16 protein-coding genes and 1 tRNA gene are annotated in these 16,171 nt (G+C 72.2%); 13 read left to right on the plus strand and 4 right to left on the minus strand.

The window, feature by feature from the left end; all coding sequences use genetic code 11:
* Window positions 1-10 precede the first annotated feature (10 nt).
* Window positions 11-790: a phosphate ABC transporter ATP-binding protein PstB gene (gene pstB / locus QQX09_RS06380; protein ID WP_301132554.1), complete on the plus strand. Its 780-nt coding sequence runs from the start codon at window positions 11-13 to the stop codon at window positions 788-790.
* A gap of 151 nt (window positions 791-941) precedes the next feature.
* On the opposite strand, the gene QQX09_RS06385 is transcribed toward pstB, so the two are convergent.
* Window positions 942-1,403 (minus strand): hypothetical protein, encoded by a 462-nt coding sequence (locus tag QQX09_RS06385; protein WP_301132555.1) that lies wholly within the window; start codon window positions 1,401-1,403, stop codon window positions 942-944.
* Between the two features lie 264 nt (window positions 1,404-1,667).
* Here QQX09_RS06385 and QQX09_RS06390 point away from each other — a divergent pair, with 264 nt between their 5' ends.
* From QQX09_RS06390 to rlmB, 5 genes are all read left to right on the plus strand, one after another.
* A complete protein-coding gene (locus QQX09_RS06390; protein ID WP_062296348.1) occupies window positions 1,668-2,150 on the plus strand; it encodes a CarD family transcriptional regulator in 483 nt (160 codons plus the stop codon).
* Complete coding sequence (locus tag QQX09_RS06395) at window positions 2,147-2,830, plus strand: IspD/TarI family cytidylyltransferase (RefSeq protein ID WP_301132556.1); 684 nt, start codon at window positions 2,147-2,149, stop codon at window positions 2,828-2,830. The genes QQX09_RS06390 and QQX09_RS06395 overlap by 4 nt, the downstream gene beginning before the upstream one ends.
* Window positions 2,827-3,303 carry a 2-C-methyl-D-erythritol 2,4-cyclodiphosphate synthase gene (ispF, locus tag QQX09_RS06400; protein WP_301132558.1) on the plus strand — a complete coding sequence of 159 codons (477 nt, stop codon included), beginning with the start codon at window positions 2,827-2,829 and terminating at the stop codon, window positions 3,301-3,303. Before QQX09_RS06395 ends, ispF begins: the two co-directional genes overlap by 4 nt.
* A gap of 76 nt (window positions 3,304-3,379) precedes the next feature.
* Window positions 3,380-4,804 carry a cysteine--tRNA ligase gene (cysS, locus tag QQX09_RS06405; protein WP_301132559.1) on the plus strand — a complete coding sequence of 475 codons (1,425 nt, stop codon included), beginning with the start codon at window positions 3,380-3,382 and terminating at the stop codon, window positions 4,802-4,804.
* Between the two features lie 181 nt (window positions 4,805-4,985).
* Window positions 4,986-5,942, plus strand: coding sequence for a 23S rRNA (guanosine(2251)-2'-O)-methyltransferase RlmB (rlmB, locus tag QQX09_RS06410; RefSeq protein WP_301132561.1), 957 nt, complete (start codon window positions 4,986-4,988; stop codon window positions 5,940-5,942).
* A gap of 142 nt (window positions 5,943-6,084) precedes the next feature.
* Here the strand turns inward: rlmB and QQX09_RS06415 are convergent, their stop codons facing one another.
* Window positions 6,085-7,572: a DUF4032 domain-containing protein gene (locus QQX09_RS06415; protein ID WP_367307549.1), complete on the minus strand. Its 1,488-nt coding sequence runs from the start codon at window positions 7,570-7,572 to the stop codon at window positions 6,085-6,087.
* 230 nt (window positions 7,573-7,802) lie between these two features.
* Entirely contained in the window at window positions 7,803-8,966 is a 1,164-nt protein-coding gene (locus QQX09_RS06420; RefSeq protein WP_301132562.1) for an ABC transporter ATP-binding protein, read from the minus strand.
* A gap of 231 nt (window positions 8,967-9,197) precedes the next feature.
* Between QQX09_RS06420 and QQX09_RS06425 the strand changes: the two genes are divergently transcribed.
* The 4 genes from QQX09_RS06425 (at window position 9,198) to QQX09_RS06440 (ending at window position 12,475) form a co-directional block, all read left to right on the plus strand.
* On the plus strand, window positions 9,198-10,823 hold the full coding sequence (locus QQX09_RS06425) for a serine/threonine-protein kinase (RefSeq protein WP_301132564.1): 1,626 nt from the start codon (window positions 9,198-9,200) through the stop codon (window positions 10,821-10,823).
* A 115-nt stretch (window positions 10,824-10,938) separates the two neighbouring features.
* Window positions 10,939-11,448 (plus strand): MauE/DoxX family redox-associated membrane protein, encoded by a 510-nt coding sequence (locus QQX09_RS06430; RefSeq protein ID WP_301132566.1) that lies wholly within the window; start codon window positions 10,939-10,941, stop codon window positions 11,446-11,448.
* 54 nt (window positions 11,449-11,502) lie between these two features.
* Complete coding sequence (locus QQX09_RS06435) at window positions 11,503-12,306, plus strand: DsbA family protein (protein ID WP_301132568.1); 804 nt, start codon at window positions 11,503-11,505, stop codon at window positions 12,304-12,306.
* A gap of 93 nt (window positions 12,307-12,399) precedes the next feature.
* Window positions 12,400-12,475: transfer RNA gene (locus QQX09_RS06440), tRNA-Thr, on the plus strand.
* A 26-nt stretch (window positions 12,476-12,501) separates the two neighbouring features.
* Here QQX09_RS06440 and QQX09_RS06445 read toward each other — a convergent pair.
* Window positions 12,502-13,188, minus strand: coding sequence for a uracil-DNA glycosylase (locus QQX09_RS06445; RefSeq protein ID WP_301132570.1), 687 nt, complete (start codon window positions 13,186-13,188; stop codon window positions 12,502-12,504).
* 132 nt (window positions 13,189-13,320) lie between these two features.
* On the opposite strand from QQX09_RS06445, the gene QQX09_RS06450 reads away from it, so the two are divergent.
* The 3 genes from QQX09_RS06450 (at window position 13,321) to groL (ending at window position 16,110) form a co-directional block, all read left to right on the plus strand.
* Entirely contained in the window at window positions 13,321-13,599 is a 279-nt protein-coding gene (locus QQX09_RS06450) for a DUF3263 domain-containing protein (protein ID WP_301132572.1), read from the plus strand.
* Window positions 13,600-13,622: 23 nt separating this feature from the next.
* Entirely contained in the window at window positions 13,623-14,228 is a 606-nt protein-coding gene (locus tag QQX09_RS06455; protein ID WP_301132574.1) for a LytR C-terminal domain-containing protein, read from the plus strand.
* Window positions 14,229-14,481: 253 nt separating this feature from the next.
* On the plus strand, window positions 14,482-16,110 hold the full coding sequence (gene groL, locus QQX09_RS06460; RefSeq protein WP_301132576.1) for a chaperonin GroEL: 1,629 nt from the start codon (window positions 14,482-14,484) through the stop codon (window positions 16,108-16,110).
* Window positions 16,111-16,171: the final 61 nt, after the last annotated feature.

Consider the following 16,171-nt stretch of genomic DNA (forward strand, 5'->3'; position numbering starts at 1 on the left):
CGGAGCTCCTGTGTCCAAGCGCATCGACGTCAACAACCTCAACGTCTACTACTCCAACTTCCTTGCGGTGGAGGACGTGTCGCTGTCGATCGAGCCCAAGTCCGTCACGGCGTTCATCGGCCCCTCGGGCTGCGGCAAGTCGACCTTCCTGCGCACGCTCAACCGCATGCACGAGGTCATCCCCGGCGCCCGCGTCGAGGGCGAGGTCCTCATGGACGGCGTCAACCTCTACGCGGACAGCGTCGACCCCGTGACGGTCCGCCGCCACGTCGGCATGGTCTTCCAGCGCCCCAACCCGTTCCCCACGATGTCGATCGCGGAGAACGTCCTCGCGGGCGTCAAGCTCAACAACAAGCGCATCTCCCGCGCCGACGCCGACGACCTCGTCGAGTCCTCGCTGCGCGGCGCGAACCTGTGGGAGGAGGTCAAGGACCGCCTCGACAAGCCCGGCTCCTCGCTCTCCGGCGGCCAGCAGCAGCGCCTCTGCATCGCCCGCGCGATCGCGATCAAGCCCGACGTGCTCCTCATGGACGAGCCCTGCTCGGCCCTGGACCCCATCTCGACCCTCGCGATCGAGGACCTCATCCAGGAGCTCAAGAACGACTACACGATCGTCATCGTCACCCACAACATGCAGCAGGCCGCGCGCGTGTCCGACCGCACCGCGTTCTTCAACATCGCGGGCACCGGCAAGCCCGGCAAGCTCATCGAGATGAACGACACCCCGACGATGTTCTCCACGCCGTCCGAGAAGGCCACCGAGGACTACATCTCAGGCCGCTTCGGTTGAAACCTCGGGGGTATCCCCCCACACAGAAGCGGGGCCGATGCGTGTGCATCGGCCCCGCTTCTGTGCATCATGCCTGGTAGAGGACGATGCGTGGATTCGCTTGCGTGGAGGGGTGCACCGGTCGCGTGGAGGGGTGCACGCCGGCGGAGGGCTAGAGGGAGTCGAGCTCGACCGCGTACTCGGGGAGCGTGCCGTCGAGGACGGGCACGAACTCGGCGACGTGGCCGGCCTCGTCGGTCTGGACGGTGATCTCCTGGAGCGAGCCGGGCGCCGCGGTCGAGGTGCCGGTGATGTGCGCCTCGCCCTCCTCGCCGCCGAGCTTGACGAGCGTGCCGGCCGGGACGTCGACCGTGACGATCCCCTCGCCATCGATCGAGGCGGCGACCTGCACGTCCTCGTCGCCCGAGTTGTAGAGCGAGCCGATCAGGACCGCGGGGGAGCCGAGCTCCTCCGTGATGACGATGAGGTTGAGGCCCGTCACGTCGCCGAACTCGATGCTGAAGCCGTCCGACGCGTCGTACGCGTCCTGGGTGGTGATGGGGTTGACGGCGGAGCAGCCGGCGGCCACGAGGGCGAGCGCGGCGAGCGGCAGGAGGCGAACGGGGTGCTTCACGGCGGGGACCTTTCCGGGTTGCGTCCCTCGAAGGATAGTGGCTCCCCGTGACGGGCGGCCACCGTGCGTGGACGCGGCACCGCGGCGGGTGCGGGCGGCCGGAGCGCCGGGCCCGAGGTCCCCCTGCCCGCCCCTTTTGGGCACTTGATGCCGTCAAATCGCGTTCGCGAGGACCAACGGCCCGCTGCCAGGCAAGATGCGCCTGTTATTGGGGAAATGCCAAATGGTAGAATAGAACTCCGTCGAGAAGGGGATTACTCCACCATGAACTTCGTCGTTGGCGAGACCGTCGTCTACCCCCACCATGGGGCGGCCCAGATCCAGGACATCAAGAAGCGCATCATCCGGGGTGAGGAGAAGACCTACCTCAAGCTCAAGGTAGCGCAGGGTGACCTGACCATCGAGGTGCCGGCCGAGAACGTCGACCTGGTGGGTGTCCGCGACGTCGTCGACCAGGCGGGTCTCGAGAAGGTGTTCGGCGTCCTGCGGGAGCCCTACATCGAGGAGCCCACCAACTGGTCGCGCCGCTACAAGGCCAACGTCGAGAAGCTCGCCTCGGGCGACGTCATCCGCGTGGCCGAGGTCGTCCGCGACCTGTCCCGCCGCGACACCGACAAGGGCCTCTCCGCCGGCGAGAAGCGCATGCTCCACAAGGCGCGCCAGATCCTCGTCTCGGAGCTCGCGCTCGCCGAGAAGTGCGACGAGGAGGCCGCCGAGGCCCGTCTCGACGAGGTCCTCGCCTCGTGACCGTCGCGGCCGTCGTCACGGCCGCCGGCTACGGGACCCGGCTCGGGTCCGACCTTCCCAAGGCGCTCGTCGCCGTGGCGGGCGAACCGCTCGTCACGCACGCCGTGCGCCGGATCGCGCGCGTCGCCGCCCACGTGGTGGTGACCGCGCCGCCCACCCATCTCGACGACTTCGCGCGCGCCCTCGCCGGGCTCGACGCGCGCATCGTCCCCGGCGCCGGCACCCGGCAGGAGTCCGTCAACGCCGGGCTCGCCGCGCTCGCGCCGGAGCCGGCCGACATCGTCCTCGTGCACGATGCGGCCCGCGCCTTCCAGACCGTCGCCGCCATGCGCGCGGTGGTCGCCGCCATCGAGGCGGGCGCCGACGGCGCCATCCCCGTGGTGCCCGTGGTCGACACGCTCGTCACCGCGCCGGGGCCCGATGGGGCGCTCGGCGACCCGGTCGACCGCGCCGGCTTCCGCATCGTGCAGACCCCGCAGGCCTTCCGCGCCTCGGTGCTGCTCGACGCGCACGCGCGCGGCGGCTCGTCCGCGACGGACGATGCGACGCTCGCCCGCGCGCTCGGCTACCGCGTGGTCGCGACCGACGGCCACGAGAGGGGCGTCAAGATCACGCATGCGGGCGACCTCGCGCTCGCCGAGCACATCGCGGCGCTCGCCGCGGAAGAGGAGAAGGTGTGAACCTGCCCCGCACCGGGATCGGCGTCGACGTCCACGCGTTCGGCGGCTCACGGCCGTTGATGGTCGCCGGCCTCGAATGGCCTGGCGAGCCCGGGCTCGAGGGGCACTCGGACGCGGACGTCGCCGCGCACGCCGCGTGCGACGCGCTGCTGTCCGCGGCGGGGCTCGGAGACCTGGGCTCGAACTTCGGCACCTCGCGTCCCGAGTGGGCCGGCGCCGCGGGCGTCGCGCTGCTCGCGGAGAGCGCGCGGCTGGTGCGCGCGGCCGGCTTCGAGATCGGGAACGTGGCGGTCCAGGTGATCGGCAACCGGCCCAAGCTCGCGCCCCGTCGCGCCGAGGCCGAGGCGGCCCTGTCGGAGGCGTGCGGCGCCCCGGTGACCGTCGCCGGCACCACCACCGACGGGCTCGGGCTCACCGGCAGGGGAGAGGGCGTGGCCGCGATCGCGACCGCGCTGATCGTCGCCGTCTCCTGACGTCCGGCCGGGGGCGACGCGGGAGGCCGGGACCGCCGCATCGTGCCTGCACGCACGGGACCGGTAGCCTGGGCGCGTGACCCTCCGCCTGTACGACACCGCCACCCGCGACGAGCGCGTCTTCGAGCCGCTCATCCCCGGGAAGGTGGGCATCTACCTGTGCGGACCCACGGTGCAGAGCGCGCCGCACGTAGGCCACCTGCGCAGCGCCGTCGCGTTCGACGTGCTGCAGCGCTGGCTCGAGCGATCCGGCTACCAGGTGACCCTGGTGCGCAACGTCACCGACATCGACGACAAGACCCTGGTCAAGGCCGCCGAGGCCGGCTGGGACTGGTGGGCCTGGGCGCTGCGCCACGAGCGCGAGTTCCAGGCGGCGTACTCCGCGGTGGGCGTGCGGCCGCCGGCCGCCGAGCCGCGCGCCACCGGCCACATCCCCGAGATCATCGCGCTCATCGCCCTGCTCATCGAGCGCGGCCACGCGTACGAGAACGGCGGCTCGGTGTACTTCGACGTGCGCTCGTACCCGCAGTACGGCGCACTCACCCGTCAGGCGCTCGACGACCTCTCGCCCGCGCAGGACTCGCCGTCCGAGGACAAGCGCGACGTCCACGACTTCGCGCTGTGGAAGGCCCGCAAGGACGATGAGCCCGGCACCGCCTCGTGGGACTCCCCGTGGGGCCCCGGACGTCCGGGCTGGCACATCGAGTGCTCCGCGATGGCGCAGCGGTACCTCGGCGACGCGTTCGACATCCACGGCGGCGGCCTCGACCTGCGCTTCCCGCACCACGAGAACGAGCAGGCGCAGTCCCACGCCGCGGGCTACGGCTTCGCGCACCTGTGGATGCACTCGGCGTGGGTGACGCAGTCGGGTGCGAAGATGTCGAAGTCGCTGGGCAACGGGCTGCTGGTGTCCGAGGTGCTCGCGACGCACGAGCCCGCCGCGCTGCGCCTCGCGCTCGCCGCGGTGCACTACCGGTCGATGCTCGAGTACTCGCCGCAGACCCTCGAGGAGGCCTCCGCGCAGTGGGGCCGCTTCCAGGGCTTCGTGACGCGCGCGTCCGAGAAGGTAGGGGCGCCGTCCGCGGCCGACGTGGCGGCCGCCGAGCTGCCCGCCGCCTTCGTCGAGGCGATGGACGACGACCTGGGCGTGCCCCGCGCGCTCGCGGTCATCCACGAGACGGTCCGCGCCGGCAACGCCGCGCTCACCGCGGGGGACGATGCGGCGGTCGCCGCGGCGCTCCTCGCCGCCCGCGCGATGCTCGACGTGCTGGGCCTCGACCCGGCCGCCCCCGAGTGGGCGACCGAGAAGGCCGGCGCCTCGACCGCCGCGATGGCCGCGCTCGACTTCCTGGTCAAGGCGGACATCGAGGCGCGCGCCACCGCCCGTGCCGAGAAGGACTGGGCGACCGCCGACGCGATCCGCGACCGCCTCGCCGGTGCGGGGATCGTCATCGCCGACGCCGCCGACGGTGCGCGCTGGTCGCTCGCGAGCGAGGGCTGAGGTCAGCCCCCCGTCACCCCTCCACACCAACCGGGCACCCCTCCACACCGCCGGCCCGATGTGAACGGGTACACGGCTCGATCGGGTGCCCCGCGCATCGTCCTGTGTGGAGGAGTGAACGGCGGGTGTGGAGGAGTGCTCAGGGAGCCGGTGCCGTCCCGCGCCGTTTACCCTTGTAGGCATGGCTGGTAACTCGAAGCGCCGCGGCGCGACCCGTAACGCGGGATCCAAGAAGGGCGCGTCGGTCGGCACCGGCGGCCACGGTCGCAAGGCGCTCGAGGGCAAGGGCCCCACCCCCAAGGCGGAGGACCGGCCCTATCACAAGGCCCACAAGGCCAAGGTGCGCGCCGAGAAGGAGGCCTCCAAGCGTCCGCAGAAGGTCGCCAGGGCGACCCCGCGCGACCGCACGTCGGCCGCATCGGACCTCGTGGTCGGCCGCAACAGCGTGCTCGAGGCGCTGCGCGAGGGCATGAAGGCCACGCAGCTGAGCGTCTTCAACCGCATCGACGCCGACGACCGCGTCACCGAGATCGTGTCGCTCGCCGTCGAGCAGGGCCTCACGGTCCGCGAGGTCACCAAGGCGACGCTCGACACCATCTCCGACGGCTCGCCGCACCAGGGCGTCGCGCTCGAGGTGCCGCCGTACGAGTACGCGCACCCGCAGGACCTGCTCGAGGCGCCGTCGCCGGTGCGCATCGTCGCCCTCGACGGCATCCAGGACCCGCGCAACCTGGGCGCCATCGTGCGCTCGGCGGCCGCGTTCGGCGCCTCCGGCGCGCTCATCCCCGAGCGTCGCGCCGCGGGCATGACCGTCGCCGCGTGGAAGGTGTCCGCGGGGGCCGCGTCGCGCCTGCCCGTGGCGCGCGCGACCAACATGGTCCGCACGCTCGAGGAGTACAAGAAGGCCGGCTGCTTCGTGCTGGGCCTCGCGGGCGACGGCGAGGTGGACCTGCACGAGTCGAGCCTGCTCGACGGGCCGCTCGTCATCGTGGTCGGCGCCGAGGGACAGGGCCTGTCCCGCCTCGTGCGCGAGACCTGCGACCAGGTGGTGTCGATCCCGATCGCGGCGTCCACCGAGAGCCTCAACGCCTCGGTCGCCGCCTCGATCGCGCTCTACGAGGCGTCCAAGGCGGTCTGAGCCCGGGGACCCCTCCACACCGCCCGGTGACCCCTCCACACAGGACGATGCGCCGGGCGCCGGATCCGGGCATGTGGCCGTTCACATCGGGTGGCTTGTGTGGAGCAGTGCCCCGGGTGCGTGGACAGGTGAACGCGCGAGCCTAGAACCCGGCCTCCTCGCTGGCCTCCGCGGCGTCGCTCTCGGCCTCCGCCGCATCCGCCGCGCGCCGGTTGCGCTCGTCGATCTCGCCCGAAAGGGGCGAGCGCTCGGGGGCCGCGACGCGGGTGGTGGCGCGGCGCACGGTGGGCGGAGGCGCGGTGCCCGGCTCGGGCGCGGGCACCTCGCCCCACGCGTAGGTGTTGTCGTTCTCGAACGGGTCGCGCTTGACGAACTCGGTGCCCACCTCGTCGGTAAGGGCGGGCAGCTCCGCGGTCATCTCGGCGATCGAGCGGCCCAGCACCGCGCGCTCGTCGGGGCGCAGCGGCAGCACGTTCTTCACGTAGGACGCGGTCGCGACCGGCATCGGCACGTCCTTGCCGGCCGACTCGGCGAGGTACCAGCGGTGGTCGAGCACCTCGTGGAACACCTGCGCCGGCTCGAGCTTGCCGCGTAGCTCGCGCGGCACCGCGCGGACGGTCGGCTCGAAGATCGAGGTGAGCCACTCGTGCGCGGCGAAGGCCTCGTCGTCGTAGCCGCCCGCGCTGACGACCCGGTACTCGTCGAGGTCGTTGAGCAGGCGACGCGCCTGGTTCTCCTGCACGTCGAGGCCGGTGAGGCGCATGAGGCGGCGCGAGTGGAAGCCGGCGTCCACCACCTTGGGGCGGATGCGCAGCCCCTGGCCGTCGGGGGTCGAGAGCATGTCGAGCTCGCCCACGTCGAAGCCGAGCTCGTTGAGCTCGCGCACGCGCTCGGCGACCTTGAACGGCACGTTCGCGTCGAAGGTCTCGGTCTCCGTGAGCGCGGCCCACAGCTTGTCGTACTTCGACTCGAGACGCTCGCCGATCTTGAACGGGTCGATGCCCTCGTCCAGGTCCTCGTTGGCCTGCAGGTCGAGGATCTCGCCGATGATGTTGGTGGTCGCGATCTCGAGGTCGTACGCGCGCTGGCCCGACGTGAGGGTCTCGTGGAGGTCACCGGTCTCGGCGTCCACGAGATAGGCGCTGAACTCCGAGGCGTCGCGGCGGAACAGCGCGTTCGACAGCGACACGTCGCCCCAGTAGAAGCCGTTGAGGTGGAGGCGCACCAGCAGCACCGACAGCGCGTCGATGAGCCGGTTGAGCGTGCCCTTGCGCAGCGCGGTCGAGAACAGCGCGCGGTAGGGGAGGGAGAACGCGAGGTGCTCCGTCACGAGCGCGGCGGACAGCTCCTCGCCGGTGGGCGTGAACCGGCGCGTCACCACGGCCACGGCGTGCACGCAGGGCGTCTCCATGCGCTCCAGCTCGCGCAGCATCTGGAACTCGCGGTACGCGATCTCGCGGTTGGTCTCCTTGACGGCGAGGACGTTCCCGCCGTGGCGGACGAAGCGCACCACGTGGCGCGACAGTCCCCTCGGCAGCGCGGCGATGCGGTCCTCGGGCCAGGCGGAGAGGGGGATGTCCCACGGGAGCTCCATCAGCGCCGGATCGGCGGCCCCGGTGATGTGCGGCATGGGTCCAGCGTAACGAGAGGCGCCCGGGACCCCGTGTACCGTCCGGGGATCTGCTCCGCACGGCGCCCAACGCGACACGCCGTGTGCGGGCGGACGATGCGCCGGCCGGGCCGGCGTGTCGCCGCCGGGACCGTGCTGAGCGAACCGGTGGGGGCGCATCGTCCCCGGGGACGCCGAAGGGGGCGGCCCCGGCGTGAACCGGGACCGCCCCCTTCGGGAAGCGGTGAGGCTTACTTCGCGAGCGTGCGCGACGCGTCGGTGTGAACCGCGTGCGTCGAGATGCGCTGCTGCGTGGCGGACGAGAAGACGTGCTGCTCGCCCGGGCGGATGGTGACCCAGATGGTGTCGCCCTTCGCGGGGACGTCGCGCGGGTCGACGCGGACGATGCCCTCTCCGGAGCCGCCCACCTTGACGTCGCCGGCGGTGGCCAGCGGGGTCGGGAGGGTGCCGTAGACGAACGCGTCCGAGCCGAGCTCCTCGACGACGTTGACCTCGACCGGGAACGCGCCCGGCGTGTTCGGGGCGACGCGGTCGAGCGACTCCGGGCGGAAGCCCAGGATGACGTCGCCCTTGTCGTCGGCGGTCATGTTGGCGACGGTGTCGCGCTCGAGCTGCACCTTCGAGTCGCCGACGAGCGCGTAGCCGTCCTCGACGCGGAAGGTCGACAGGTTCATGGCCGGCGAGCCGATGAAGCCCGCGACGAACACGTTCTGCGGGGTGTCGTACATCTCGCGCGGCGTGCCGACCTGCTGGAGGAGGCCGTCCTTGAGGACCGCGATGCGGTCACCCATGGTGAGGGCCTCGACCTGGTCGTGCGTCACGTAGACGGTGGTGGTGCCCAGGCGACGCTGCAGCGCGGCGATCTGCGTACGCGTCTGGACGCGGAGCTTGGCGTCGAGGTTCGACAGCGGCTCGTCCATGAGGAACACCTGCGGCTGGCGGACGATCGCACGACCCATGGCGACACGCTGACGCTGACCACCCGAGAGGGCCTTCGGCTTGCGGTCGAGGTACTCGGTGAGGTCGAGGATCTTCGCGGCGGCCTCGACGCGCTCACGGATCGTGGCCTTGTCGACCTTGGCGATCTTGAGCGCGAAGCCCATGTTGTCCGCGACGGTCATGTGCGGGTAGAGCGCGTAGGACTGGAACACCATCGCGATGTCGCGGTCCTTGGGCTGCACGTGCGTGACGTCGCGGTCACCCACGTAGATGGCGCCCTTGTCGACGTCCTCGAGGCCCGCGAGCATGCGGAGCGAGGTGGACTTTCCGCAACCGGAGGGGCCGACGAGGACGAGGAACTCGCCGTCGGCGATCTGCAGGTCGAGCTGGTCGACTGCGGGGCGCTCGGTGCCGGGGTAGATCCTCGACGCCTTGTCATAAGTAACGGTGGCCATGGCCAATGTTTCCCTTCACCGGCAGGTACGTGCCGGACGATCCGTTGTGAAGAGTGCCGCTGTGGTGTCCACTTTGACACTGCCGGGTTCTGTCCGGCCCGCCCATACTCTCACACCCCGACCGGGACCTGGGACCCCCCCGACCGCCCATGACAAAGGTGACGCATGTGACCGGCGGAGCCGTCACATGCGTCACCTTTGTCATTGCGAATCGCCCGGTAGGTTGAGGACATGGCCGGGCTGCAGCGCGAGGTGGGTGACATCGTCGGCGGCTACCGCGTGCTCGGGCGGCTCGGCTCCGGCGGGTCCGGATCGGTGTACAAGGTCGCCGACCAGGGCGGCCACCAGGCGGCCCTCAAGCTCGTCGACGCGCGCCAGGACGAGGTCGCCGCCGCGCGCCTCGAACGCGAGGTGCGGGCGCTGCAGTCGCTGCGCCACCCGGCGGTCCCGCACATCCTCGACGCCGAGCTCGACGAGGACGAGACCTTCGTCGTCTTCGAGCTCGTGCCCGGCGAGACGCTCTTCGACCATGTGCAACGGCACGGCCCCCTCGCGGGCGACGCGCTCGCGGCCTTCGCGGACCGCACCGCCTCCGCGCTCGAGGCGGTCCACGCGGCGGGCGTGGTCCACCGCGACGTCACCCCGTCGAACGTGATGATGGGTCCCGACGGCCCCGTCCTCATCGACTTCGGGCTCGCCCACCGCTCCGACGACGCGCGCCTCACCCGCGAGGGCCTCGTGAGCGGCACGCCCGGCTACGTCGCGCCCGAGGTGATCGACGGCGCCGAGCCCGGCACGCAGGCCGACCGCTGGTCCTGGGCCGCCACCGTCGCCTTCGCGATGACCGGTCACGGGCCCTTCGGCTCGGGCTCCGGCGCGATCGGCCGCACCCTCGAGGACGACGTCACCCTTCCCGAAGTGCCCGGCGCGCCCGCGCTGCGCGCCGCACTCGGCCGCGACGTCGCCGGACGCCCCGGGATGAGGGACGTGGTCGCGGCGCTGCGCGGCGCGACCGTCGTGATGCCGGCGCTCCCGCCCACCGCGGTCGCGCCGACCGGACTCATGGCCGAGGGCTGGGAGGACCCCGACGCCACGGCCGTCCTCCCCAGCGGCGAGCAGCGCGTCCCCGCCGTCCCCGGCGACGATGCGGACGATGCGGGGCAGCACTGGGTCGAGCGGCTCCCGTGGGAGGAGGAGGGGGACGAGGACCGCACGGACCTCGACCACCTCGACCACCTCGACGAGGAGGGCGAGGCCTGCCCGTACGCCCCTCGCCGTCGGCTGCTGCTCGCGCTCGCGGCCCTCGTCGTCGTGGCGGCGGCGCCGCTCGCCCCGACCCTGTCCTTCCTCGTGATGGCCGGCGTCGCGATCCTCGCCCGGGGCGTGTGGCGCCGCGCGGTCGCGATCCAGGCGGCCGAGGCCAAGCGCGGCAGGCGGCGCACGTCCGACACCGTGGTGCAGACCATCGGCCTGCCGTGGCACACGCTGCGGGCCGCCGCCGAGGCCGTGCCCGCGATCCTCACCTCCGCCGCGCTGGGCATCGGCGCCGGCGCGGGGGCGTGGTGGCTCGTGTCGTCGGGGAACGTGATCGGCGCATCGGCCGACGCCCAGTACTACGGTCACGCCGCGGCCCTCGCGCTCGGCGCCGCGGTCGCCGTGATCGCGATGGCGTACGGGCCGTTCATGTCGGGCACGCGCGACGGCGCCCACCGCATGGCCGCCGCGGTCTCGCCCACGGGCGGGCTGCGCGCCGCGTGGACGCTCGTCGCGCTCACCGCGATCCTGGTCGCCGCGATCGGCGTCTACGTCCAGCTCGCGCCGTGGTGGTGGCCGCTGCCCGATCTCGCGCTCGGGTGACCCGCGCCGGACGACGGCGGGCGCCGGAACAGACGGCGCCGCCGGGACGTTGGGCGGGCAGGCGGCACGCGGTGCCCGCGGTACCGTGAGCGTGCGCGAGACGAGGAGAGCGACGATGAGCACCGAGGCGATCGAGGCCCAGAGCGAGGCGCCCGCCGGGCGGTGGGCGACGGTGCAGCCGTGGCTGAGCCTCGTGGTGCGCGTGGCGATGGCGGTCATCCTCGTCGCGGCCGCGGTCCCCAAGATGGTGGACATCCCGCAGTCGATCATCGCGGTGCGCGCCTACCGGATCCTGCCCGAGGCGGTCGTGCCGCTCGTGGGCACCATGCTCCCGTTCGTCGAGCTCGTCCTCGCGCTGTTCCTCTTCGCGGGCCTGTTCACGCGCCTGTCGGCGATCGTGTGGCTCGTCATGATGGCGGGCTTCGTCACGGGTGTGATCTGGGCGTGGGCGCACGGGCTGAGCATCGACTGCGGCTGCTTCGGCGGCGGCGGCGAGGTCGCCGAGGGCACCACCAACTACCCGCTGCACATGCTCGAACGCGCCGGCTTCGTCGCGCTGGGCACGTACCTGCTCATCTGGCCGCGGTCGAGGTTCTCCGCGGACGGCTGGATGCGGGCCGCGTGACGCGCATCGTCTAGATTTCTGCTGACCCCGACTTACGAACCCCTGGAGAGATCCATGTCCGCCAAGAACACCAAGGGCGACGCACGCGCGGCCGCCAAGGCCAAGGCGCAGGCGCAGGTGCGCGCCAAGGAACGCCGCACGACCATGATGATCATCGCGGGCTCCGTGGTGGGCCTCGTCCTCTTCGGCGGCCTCATCTTCTTCATTGTCAACCAGAGCAAGGTGCCGGAGCTCGGCGCCGAGGGCGCGACCGCCCCGGCCGCCGCGGACGCGACCGGCGGCATCCCCGTCGGCACCGGCGGCGTGGTCGGCGAGGACGTGCCGGTCGACGTGCCGCGCGTCGACGTCTACCTCGACTTCATGTGCCCCATCTGCGGCACCTTCGAGGCGATCAACGCGGACGACCTGAACGAGCTGCGCGAGGCCGGCGACATCGCGCTGTACTACCACCCGATCTCGATCCTCGACCGCTTCAGCTCGGGCACCGAGTTCTCGACCCGCTCGGCGGGCGCGGCCGGCGTGGTCGCCGACCAGGCGCCGGAGTACTTCAACGACTTCATGGCGACGATGTTCGCCAACCAGCCCGAGGAGAACACCACCGGCCTGAGCGACGACGAGATCGCGGACCTCGCGAGCCTCGTCGGCATCCCGGACGACGTGGTCGCGAACCTCGACGACACCGACTTCAAGAAGTGGGCCACCGCGGCGACGCAGCAGGCCTCCGTCGACGGCATGCAGGGCACCCCGACGGTGCGCGTGTCCGAGTCGGGCGACTTCGCGGACGGCGCGATCCTCGAGGACGTCAACTACTTCGAGGAGGGCGTGCTCAAGGCCTACCTCGAGGGCCTCGGCTCCTAGGACTCTCCGCCCGAGCGCCGCATCGTCCTCCGGGACGGTGCGGCGCTCGCGCGTCGGGGGCGGGGCGGCCGCCCGGTATCCTGGCCGCCGCAGGCTGGCATGGCGCAATCGGTAGCGCAGCGCTCTTGTAAAGCGAAGGTTGCGGGTTCGAGTCCCGCTGCCAGCTCCACCTCCTCCCGCGCGCGCCGGGGCCGGTCAGAACAGCCCGTCGCCGGCGGGCGTGCCCCAGCGGATCGGGCCCGCGCCCTGCTCCTCGAGCAGGCGGTTCACCCGCGAGAACGGCCGCGACCCGAGGAAGCCGCGCGACGCGCTCAGCGGGCTCGGGTGCGCGGACTCGACGCGCGGCACGTCCCCGAGCAGCGGGCCCAGCGCCCGCGCATCGTTGCCCCACAGGATCGCCACGAGCGGACCGCCGTGCGCGGCGAGCGCCTCGATCGCGAGCCCCGTGACCTCCTCCCAGCCGCGCCGGCGGTGCGAGCCGGCCTCGCCCGGACGCACCGTGAGCACCCGGTTGAGCAGCATCACCCCCTGCGCGTGCCAGTGCGACAGGTCGCCCGAGGTGAGCATCTCGCCGGTGTCGTCGTGCAGCTCGCGCGCGACGTTGCGCAGCGAGCGGGGCATGGGGTGGTCCGGCGGCACGGAGAAGCTGAGCCCCACCGGGTCACCGGGGGTGGGGTAGGGGTCCTGCCCCACGAGCAGGACGCGCACGTCCGCGAGCGGCAGCGTGAAGGCGCGCAGCACCGCGTCGGGGTCCGGCAGGTAGCCGCGGCCGGCCGCGGCCTCCGCGCGCAGGAAGGCCTCGAGCGCGGCGAGCGTCGGCTCCGCGGGCGCGAGCGCGGCGGCCCAGTCGGGGGCCACCCGGGTGCGCCACGCATCGTCCACGCGGCCACCCTAGCGAGGGGACGATGCGCGGGCCGGGCGGCGGGCGGCGGCAGCCGGGCGCGCCCGCCGCGCGCCTGTCCGGAGCGTCCCGTACGCGCGGTTAGGGTGGAGGCCATCACGAGAGGGGGACGGATGGACGCGGGTGCCGCAGCGGCGGTCGAGCCGGCCGGGCTGACCGAGCGCGACGCCGACATCCTCTCCTTCGAGCGGGGCTGGTGGCGGTTCGCCGGCGCCAAGGAGGACGCCGTCCGGGAGCGCTTCGGGCTCACCGCGACGCAGTACTACCAGGTGCTCAACTCGCTCATCGACGACCCGGCGGCGCTGGCCCACGATCCCGTGCTCGTGCAGCGCCTGCGACGCATGCGGGCGACGCGCGGCCGCGGCCGCGCCACGCGTGCCGGGGACGCCTGACCTCCGACCGATAGGGTGTGCCCGTGACCGACGAGTATCCGCGAGACGAGTTCGACGAGATCGCCGAGAGCGGCGGCCCCGTGGGCGTGCACCGCGCGCCCCGCCCGTGGTGGTGGATCATCGTGGTCCCCGTGGTCGTGTTCGTCGTCGCCGGCCTGCTGGCCTTCGGCGTCGCGCGGTTCCTGTGGGACACCGGCAGCGGCTCCGACTCCTCGGCCACGCCCTCCGTGACGGCCTCGACCGAGCCCAGCGCGTCCGCGTCGGCGACGCCCGAGCCGAGCGTCTCCGCCTCCGCCACCGTGGAGCCGAGCGAGACCGCCGAGCCCGAGCCCAGCGTCACCCCCGAGCCCGAGCCGGTCATCTCGTACGACGCCCCGATCGCGGTGCTCAACGGCACCGGCGTCTCCGGCCTCGCCGGCGAGCGGGCGTCGATCCTCACGGACGCCGGCTTCACCGACGTCTCCGCCGCGAACCTCACCGGCTCGCCCTCCGCCAACGTCGTGATCTACGACAGCGAGGAGCGCGCCGACACCGCCCAGGAGGTCGCCGACCTGCTCGGCATCGACGCGGTCGAGTTCGGCGACACCGAGACCCTCGCCGACATCGAGGTCCAGATCGTCTCGCAGTAGCGGGACCGCCGGACCGCCGCATCGTCCCCGGTGCGGACGATGCGCGCCACGCCGTCGGCGAACAGGCTCCACGGCGTTTGCACTCGACGGGGGAGAGTGCCAGAATCGGCGTTAGCACTCGCCAGGTGCGAGTGCTAAGAGACCTAGGGTTCTCCGCCGAGGTGCGGGGCACGGCGTGACAGGAACGCCGGGCTCCGCATCGTCCGTCGCGGGCGGTGGGGGACCGTCATCCATCGGAAGAGGTACTACCCCCATGGCAAAGATCATTGCCTTCGATGAGGAGGCCCGCCGCGGCATGGAGCGGGGCATGAACGCCCTCGCCGACGCCGTCAAGGTCACTCTTGGACCCAAGGGTCGCAACGTCGTGCTCGAGAAGAAGTGGGGCGCCCCCACCATCACGAACGACGGCGTCTCCATCGCCAAGGAGATCGAGCTCGACGAGCCCTTCGAGAAGATCGGCGCGGAGCTCGTCAAGGAGGTCGCCAAGAAGACCGACGACGTCGCCGGTGACGGCACCACCACCGCGACCGTGCTCGCCCAGGCGCTCGTGCAGCAGGGTCTGCGCAACGTGGCCGCCGGCGCCAACCCGATCGCCCTCAAGAAGGGCATCGAGAAGGCCGTCGAGGCCGTGACCGCCGAGCTGCTCGAGGCGGCCAAGGAGGTCGAGACCAAGGACGAGATCGCCGCGACCGCGGGCATCTCGGCCGGCGACCCCGCGATCGGCGAGCTCATCGCCGAGGCGATGGACAAGGTCGGCAAGGAGGGTGTCATCACCGTCGAGGAGTCCTCGGCTCTGGGCCTCGAGCTCGAGCTGACCGAGGGCATGCGCTTCGACAAGGGCTTCCTCTCGGCCTACTTCGTCACCGACCCGGAGCGCCAGGAGGCCGTCCTCGAGGACGCGTACATCCTGCTCGTCGAGTCGAAGATCGGCTCCGTCAAGGACCTCGTGCCCGTGCTCGAGAAGGTCATGCAGACCGGCAAGCCGCTGATGATCATCGCCGAGGACGTCGAGTCCGAGGCCCTCGCGACCCTCGTCGTCAACAAGATCCGTGGCACCTTCAAGGCCGTCGCCGTCAAGGCGCCGGGCTTCGGCGACCGCCGCAAGGCGATGCTGCAGGACATGGCGATCCTCACCGGCGGTACCGTCATCTCGGAGTCGGTCGGCCTCTCGCTCGACAGCGCGGGCCTCGAGCTCCTCGGTCAGGCGCGCAAGGTCGTCGTGACCAAGGACGAGACCACCATCGTCGAGGGTGCCGGTTCGGAGGAGCAGCTCCAGGGCCGCGTCCGCCAGATCCGCGCCGAGATCGACAACTCCGACTCGGACTACGACCGCGAGAAGCTCCAGGAGCGCCTCGCCAAGCTCGCCGGCGGCGTCGCCGTCATCAAGGCGGGCGCGGCCACCGAGGTCGAGCTCAAGGAGCGCAAGCACCGCATCGAGGACGCCGTCCGCAACGCGAAGGCCGCCGTCGAGGAGGGCATCGTCGCCGGTGGTGGCGTGGCCCTCATCCAGGCTGGCACCACCGCGTTCGAGGGTCTCGAGCTCGAGGGTGACGAGGCCACCGGTGCCCGCATCGTCGAGGCCGCGATCACCGCGCCGCTGCGCCAGATCGCGATCAACGCCGGCCTCGAGGGCGGCGTCGTCGTGGAGAAGGTCAAGGGCCTCCCGGTCCACTTCGGCCTCAACGCCGCGACCGGCGAGTACGTCGACCTGCTCGCCGCGGGCGTCAACGACCCGGTCAAGGTGACCCGCTCGGCGCTGCAGAACGCGGCGTCGATCGCGGCGCTGTTCCTCACCACCGAGGCCGTCGTCGCCGACAAGCCCGAGCCCGAGCCGGCCATGCCGGCCGGCGGCGCGCCCGACATGGGCGGCATGGGCTTCTAAGCCCGTCTCGCGCTTCTCGCACGAAGCCAGCGCGAAGGCCTCCGTCCCCGGTTCGCCGGGG

It is taken from the genome of Demequina litoralis, assembly GCF_030418455.1.
GTDB classification, from domain to species: Bacteria; Actinomycetota; Actinomycetes; order Actinomycetales; family Demequinaceae; genus Demequina; species Demequina litoralis.

Excerpts from the sequence above, each read along its gene's own strand:
- QQX09_RS06390 (WP_062296348.1), top strand. The coding sequence starts at position 1,668 with ATGAACTTCGTCGTTGGCGAGACCGTCGTCTACCCCCACCATGGGGCG.
- rlmB (WP_301132561.1), top strand. The coding sequence starts at position 4,986 with ATGGCTGGTAACTCGAAGCGCCGCGGCGCGACCCGTAACGCGGGATCC.
- QQX09_RS06415 (WP_367307549.1), bottom strand. The coding sequence starts at position 7,572 with ATGCCGCACATCACCGGGGCCGCCGATCCGGCGCTGATGGAGCTCCCG.
- QQX09_RS06420 (WP_301132562.1), bottom strand. The coding sequence starts at position 8,966 with ATGGCCACCGTTACTTATGACAAGGCGTCGAGGATCTACCCCGGCACC.
- QQX09_RS06425 (WP_301132564.1), top strand. The coding sequence starts at position 9,198 with ATGGCCGGGCTGCAGCGCGAGGTGGGTGACATCGTCGGCGGCTACCGC.
- QQX09_RS06430 (WP_301132566.1), top strand. The coding sequence starts at position 10,939 with ATGAGCACCGAGGCGATCGAGGCCCAGAGCGAGGCGCCCGCCGGGCGG.
- QQX09_RS06435 (WP_301132568.1), top strand. The coding sequence starts at position 11,503 with ATGTCCGCCAAGAACACCAAGGGCGACGCACGCGCGGCCGCCAAGGCC.
- QQX09_RS06450 (WP_301132572.1), top strand. The coding sequence starts at position 13,321 with ATGGACGCGGGTGCCGCAGCGGCGGTCGAGCCGGCCGGGCTGACCGAG.
- groL (WP_301132576.1), top strand. The coding sequence starts at position 14,482 with ATGGCAAAGATCATTGCCTTCGATGAGGAGGCCCGCCGCGGCATGGAG.